The sequence below is a fragment of the Nocardioides sp. CPCC 206348 genome (assembly GCF_048654705.1).
GTDB lineage: Bacteria > Actinomycetota > Actinomycetes > Propionibacteriales > Nocardioidaceae > Nocardioides.
Window position 1 is genome coordinate 6,913 of the sequence record NZ_JBMCZA010000177.1, and the last position, 4,838, is coordinate 11,750.

General features: G+C 71.2%; 6 protein-coding genes. 2 read left to right on the top strand and 4 right to left on the bottom strand.

The annotated features are described in order from the left end of the window. Positions 1-628 (top strand): anthranilate synthase component I family protein (locus ACOADB_RS14085; RefSeq protein ID WP_378599677.1); only part of this gene is annotated, 628 nt, incomplete at its 5' end. A gap of 33 nt (positions 629-661) precedes the next feature. Then, positions 662-1,546 carry a catalase gene (locus tag ACOADB_RS14090; RefSeq protein WP_378599679.1) on the top strand — a complete coding sequence of 295 codons (885 nt, stop codon included), beginning with the start codon at positions 662-664 and terminating at the stop codon, positions 1,544-1,546. Between the two features lie 6 nt (positions 1,547-1,552). Here the strand turns inward: ACOADB_RS14090 and ACOADB_RS14095 are convergent, their stop codons facing one another. From ACOADB_RS14095 to ACOADB_RS14110, 4 genes are all read right to left on the bottom strand, one after another. Beyond that, on the bottom strand, positions 1,553-2,116 hold the full coding sequence (locus ACOADB_RS14095) for a hypothetical protein (protein WP_378599680.1): 564 nt from the start codon (positions 2,114-2,116) through the stop codon (positions 1,553-1,555). Further along, positions 2,109-3,527 carry a sensor histidine kinase gene (locus tag ACOADB_RS14100; RefSeq protein WP_378599682.1) on the bottom strand — a complete coding sequence of 473 codons (1,419 nt, stop codon included), beginning with the start codon at positions 3,525-3,527 and terminating at the stop codon, positions 2,109-2,111. Before ACOADB_RS14100 ends, ACOADB_RS14095 begins: the two co-directional genes overlap by 8 nt. A 33-nt stretch (positions 3,528-3,560) precedes the next feature. Further along, entirely contained in the window at positions 3,561-4,271 is a 711-nt protein-coding gene (locus ACOADB_RS14105; RefSeq protein ID WP_378599683.1) for a response regulator transcription factor, read from the bottom strand. A gap of 45 nt (positions 4,272-4,316) precedes the next feature. Continuing rightward, the coding region (locus tag ACOADB_RS14110) for a hypothetical protein (protein WP_378599685.1) at positions 4,317-4,838 on the bottom strand (522 nt) is incomplete at its 5' end.

The window sequence follows — 4,838 nt, forward strand, 5'->3', positions numbered from 1 at the left end:
AGGTGCGGAGGCGTGGCTGTTGAGCTCGTCCCCGGAGCGGTATGCCCTGGTCACCGCCGACCGCACCCTGGAGACCAAGCCGATCAAGGGGACCACGGCGCGCGGCAGCACGCCCGACGAGGATGCGGCGGCGCGCGAGCACCTCGCCAGCGATCCCAAGTTCCGCTCCGAGAACCTGATGATCGTCGACCTGCTCCGCAACGACCTGGCGATGGTGTGTGACGTCGGGTCGGTGGAGGTGCCGACGCTCATGGAGGTCGAGTCGTACTCGTCGGTGCACCAGCTCGTGTCGACCGTCCGGGGCCACCTGCGCGACGACGTCACGACGGTGGGTGCGCTGCGCTCGCTGTTCCCTGCCGGCTCGATGACGGGCGCCCCGAAGCTCCGCACGATGGAGATCATCGAGGAGGTCGAGGCGACCCCGCGCGGTGCCTACAGCGGCGCTTTCGGCTGGATCTCCGGCGACGGTCGCGCCGACCTCGGCGTCATCATCCGCACCCTCGTCACGGCCGGCGATGACTACGTCCTCGGCACGGGTGGCGGGATCACCGTCGCCAGCGAGGTCGAGGACGAGTACGACGAGACGCGGTGGAAGGCCGAGCGGCTCCTTCAGGCGATCGATCCGTAGTGCGGTGACCGGCGCTGACGGTAGCGTCCCCCCATGGTGACTCCCGCCGAGGCGATCGACCGGATCCAGGCCGCCTTCGGGGCGCATGGCGGCGCCCGCTCACTGCACGCCAAGGGCCGCTTCTACACCGGCACCTTCACGGCCACCCCCACCGCCACGGAACACGGCCGCGCCGCGCACCTGCAGGGCGATCCGGTGCCCGTGCTGGTCCGCTGGTCCAACGGTGGCGGCGACCCGAAGTCGCCCGACAAGGCGCCCGACGTACGCGGCATGGCGGTGTCGTTCCGTCACCCCGACGGCGCGACCGACCTGCTCGGGCAGACCGCGCCACGCTTCCCGGTGCGCTCGCCCGACGCGTTCGTCCGGATGGTCGAGGCGGCCCGCAAACCGTCGGCCCTGCCGGGGTTCCTGCTGCGCCACCCCAACGCCCTGCCCGCGCTCGCGGTCAACGCCAGGGCCGGGGCCCTCGTGCCGCCGAAGAGCTTTGCCGCGGCGACGTTCTTCCCGATCCACGCGTACCTCTGGACCTCGGCCACCGGCATCGAGCGCTGGGTGCGTTACGTCCTGCGCCCGCTGGACGAGGAGGCCGGCCGGCCCGAGGGCACCTTCAGCGGGGATGACCGGCTCTTCGACGAGATGGAGGCCCGACTCGCGGCCAGGCCGGTGCGGTTCACGCTGGAGGTCACCATCGCGTCCGACGGCGATGACCCGCACGACCCGATGTCCGTGTGGCGCGGCGTCGAGACGTTCGACGCCGGCACGATCGAGGTCACCTCCACCGCACCCGACCCCGAGGGCGACGGCAAGGTGACGGTCTTCGACCCTACGCGCGTCATCGACGGCATCGGGCTCTCCGACGACCCGATCCTGCTGTTCCGGCCGGGCGCCTACTCCGAGAGCGTCAACCGCCGGATCTGACCGGGATCAGCCGGTCGGGCTGGGCGAACCGGCACCAGCCTCGTCGGCATGCGCGGAGAGGGCCCCGAGCGTGGCTTCGACACCGCGCACGGCCCGCTCCTCGTCGTACGGCGCAGGATCGACCAGGTTGACGACCTCGAACAGGGTGCCGTTCTGCACGAAACCGGTGACGTACAGCTGGTCCTTGGCCGCGTCGACCACGATCCGTGCCGCGTCGGCGAGCGGGACGTCGGGTGTGCGGACGTCGGCTCCCGCGGTCTGGCCCATCTTCGCCCAGAAGTCGTCGAGGCTGCCGCCGAACAGCTGGTAGTTCGCGGTGACGGCCGCTTCGCCCGAGTCCTTCGCCGGCGCGAACCGGCACTCCGGAAGGGTGGGCGTACCGGCGTGCTCGGTCGTCGTGGACCCGAAGTGCTTCAGCACGAAGGCGGCATCCAGGGCGTCGCAGGGGTTCCACAACGCGGGCGTCTCGGTCGGCAGGTCCGGCTTTGCGCCGACGTCCTCGCCGCCACAGCCGGCCAGGACCAGGGGCAGCACGGCGACGGCCGCCACCCCCCACTTCGTGTCACGCATCGTTCTTCTCTCTTCCGGGGAGCCGCAGGACCATCCGCGCCCCTCCACTGGCATTGGCGGTGGCGTGGACCGAGCCGGAGTGGCGTTCGGCGACCTGGCGCACGATGGCCAGGCCCAGGCCGGATCCGGGCAGGGTACGGGCGTCGGGGGAGCGCCAGAAGCGGTCGAAGATCCGGGGGCGGTCGGCCTCGTTGATGCCCGGCCCCTGGTCGTCGACCGTCAGGACGCCGTCGCTGAGGCGCACCGTGACCTGGCCCGCCTCGGGGCTCCACTTGGCGGCGTTGTCGAGCAGGTTGGTCACGGCCCGCTCGAGCTCGGCGGCTTCGCCGATCACCCACCAGGGACGGGTGAAGACCTCGAACTCGAGGCTGGGTGCGCGTCGTCGTACGCGCTGGATGGCGTGGTCGACGACGTCGGCGAGGTCGACGGGCTCGACCTGGATGGGCATCGGTTCGTCGCGGGCGAGCGAGGTCAGGTCGCCGATCAGGGTGGTGAGCTCCTCGATCTGGGCCTGGACGTCGTCGAGCAGCTCCTCGCGGGCATCGGGCGGCAGGTTGCGCAGGCCGTCGGGCTGGCGGGCGGTCATGGTCAGCAGGTCGACGTTGGTGCGCAGGGCCGTGAGCGGGGTCCGCAGCTCGTGGCTCGCGTCGGCGACGAGCTGTCGCTGCCGGACGCGGCTGGCGTCGAGGGCCACCAGCATGTGGTTGAACGCCGTCGCGAGGCGCGCGACCTCGTCGTCGCCCTCGATGGACAGGGGCGTGAAGTCCTCCGTACGGGCGATGTGCTCGACCGAATCGGTGAGCTTGCGCACCGGTCTGAGGCCGTTGCTCGCCACCGTCCAACCCGCCAGGGCAGCGACGATCACGCCGAAGGCACCGAAGGCGATGGTCACCCAGCCGAGCCGGGACAGGGTGCGGTCCTGGTCCTCGAGGGGCTGGGCGATCACCAGCGCGATGCCGTCCTGCTGCGTCGGCACGGCGACGACGCGGTACCGCTCGCCGGCGATGAGCAGGGTGCGCAGGCTCGACGAGTGCTCGCCGCGGGCGACCTCGATCTCCGGAGCGCCGAGCTCGATCGCCGGCCCGCGGTCGAGGATCGCGGGATTGCCCTTGTAGTCGACGAACGCGATCCGTACGTCGGCCGCGCCCAGGGCCCACGGCGGCACCCCGCGCGCGCCGACCTCCAGCAGGGTGTCGGTGGCGGCGGCCTTGTTGGCGCGGTCGAGCAGGGAGTCGTCCAGGGTGTTCTGCATCTGGACGCGGGCGGTGAAGTACGCGCCCACGGCCACCAGCGCCACCGACAGGCCGACCGCGATCGTCGTCAGCCAGATCACCCGGCTGGCCAGGGAACGACGGTAGTGCCAGCGGCCGTCGCTTCCCGGCCGCATCGCGACCAGGCCCCAGGCGCTCACCTGCTCACTCGCTCACCACGCGTCACGACCCGATCATGACTCCGTGGCGCGCAGCACATAGCCGATGCCGCGGACGGTGTGGATCAAGCGCGCCTCGTCGGCGGCCTCGGTCTTGCGGCGCAGGTAGCCGACGTAGACCTCGAGCGAATTGGCGGTGGTGGGGAAGTCGTAGCCCCAGACCTCTTCGAGGATGAAGGAGCGGTCCAGCACCCGCCGCGGGCGCCGCAGGAACATCTCCAGCAGCGTGAACTCGGTGCGCGTCAGCTCGATGTGGCGGGTGCCGCGCAACACCTCGCGGGTGGTGACGTTCATGGTGAGGTCGGCAAACGAGAGCACCTCCTCCTCGGCGCCGTCCTCGGCGGGGACGACCCGGCGCAGCAACGCGCGCAGCCGGGCCAGCAGTTCCTCGAGCGCGAACGGCTTCGTGAGGTAGTCGTCCGCACCGGCGTCGAGCCCCTCGACCCGGTCGCCCACGGCATCGCGGGCGGTCAACACGATCACGGGTACGTCGTTGCCGGCGGCGCGCAACGCCCGCGTCGTCTCGAGGCCGTCGAGCTTGGGCATCATCACGTCCATCACGACCACGTCCGGCGCGAGCGCACCGATCCCCGCCAGGGCTTCGGCTCCGTCGCCGGCCAGGTGGACGTCGTACCCGTTGAAGACGAGGGAGCGCTTCAGCGACTCACGCACCGCGCGGTCGTCGTCGACGACGAGCACGCGAGCAGGCGGGACAGGGCGGGACACGGCACCATCATGGCCGATGGGCCTGAAGACGTCCTGAGAGCGAGGTCAGTACAGGCTCGCGGGGCATTCCGGCGGGTGCGGGTCGGAGTTGATGCAGAACCCGTAGCTGGGCAGTGGCGGCAGCGTGGCCGGGAGCGGCAGGCGCAGTCGTGGGTCCTCGGCGATCTCGAGCATCGCCCGGCTGCTGAGCTGGAGCTTCTCCTTCAGGTCGGCGATCGTCAGGTCGGCCGGCGGGTCGGCGAGTCGTTCGCCGACGAAGACCTCGACCCGGCCGGTCGCCTGGTCGGCAGGAACGACGAAGTTGTGGGAGGCACTGGGGATGGCCCGGTTGATGTACCAGTAGTCGATGGCGGTCCGGCCGTCGCTCGTCGGCACCTCGGTGCACTCCGTCAGCACGTCGCCGCTGGACTGGAAGTCCGCGCACTTCCAGTCGTAGTAGGACCCTCCGTCGCTGGGCTCGTGCTCGGCGCGGATGTCGAGCCGCCGGTCGTCGACGGTGGTGCGCACCGTCCACGAGGTCGCCTCGTCACGTTCGCCCACGGCGAGGTCGCGCGGAAAGTTGTCGGT

Coding starts and splice junctions, on each gene's coding strand:
- ACOADB_RS14090 (WP_378599679.1), top strand. CDS start 662: ATGGTGACTCCCGCCGAGGCGATCGACCGGATCCAGGCCGCCTTCGGG.
- ACOADB_RS14095 (WP_378599680.1), bottom strand. CDS start 2,116: ATGCGTGACACGAAGTGGGGGGTGGCGGCCGTCGCCGTGCTGCCCCTG.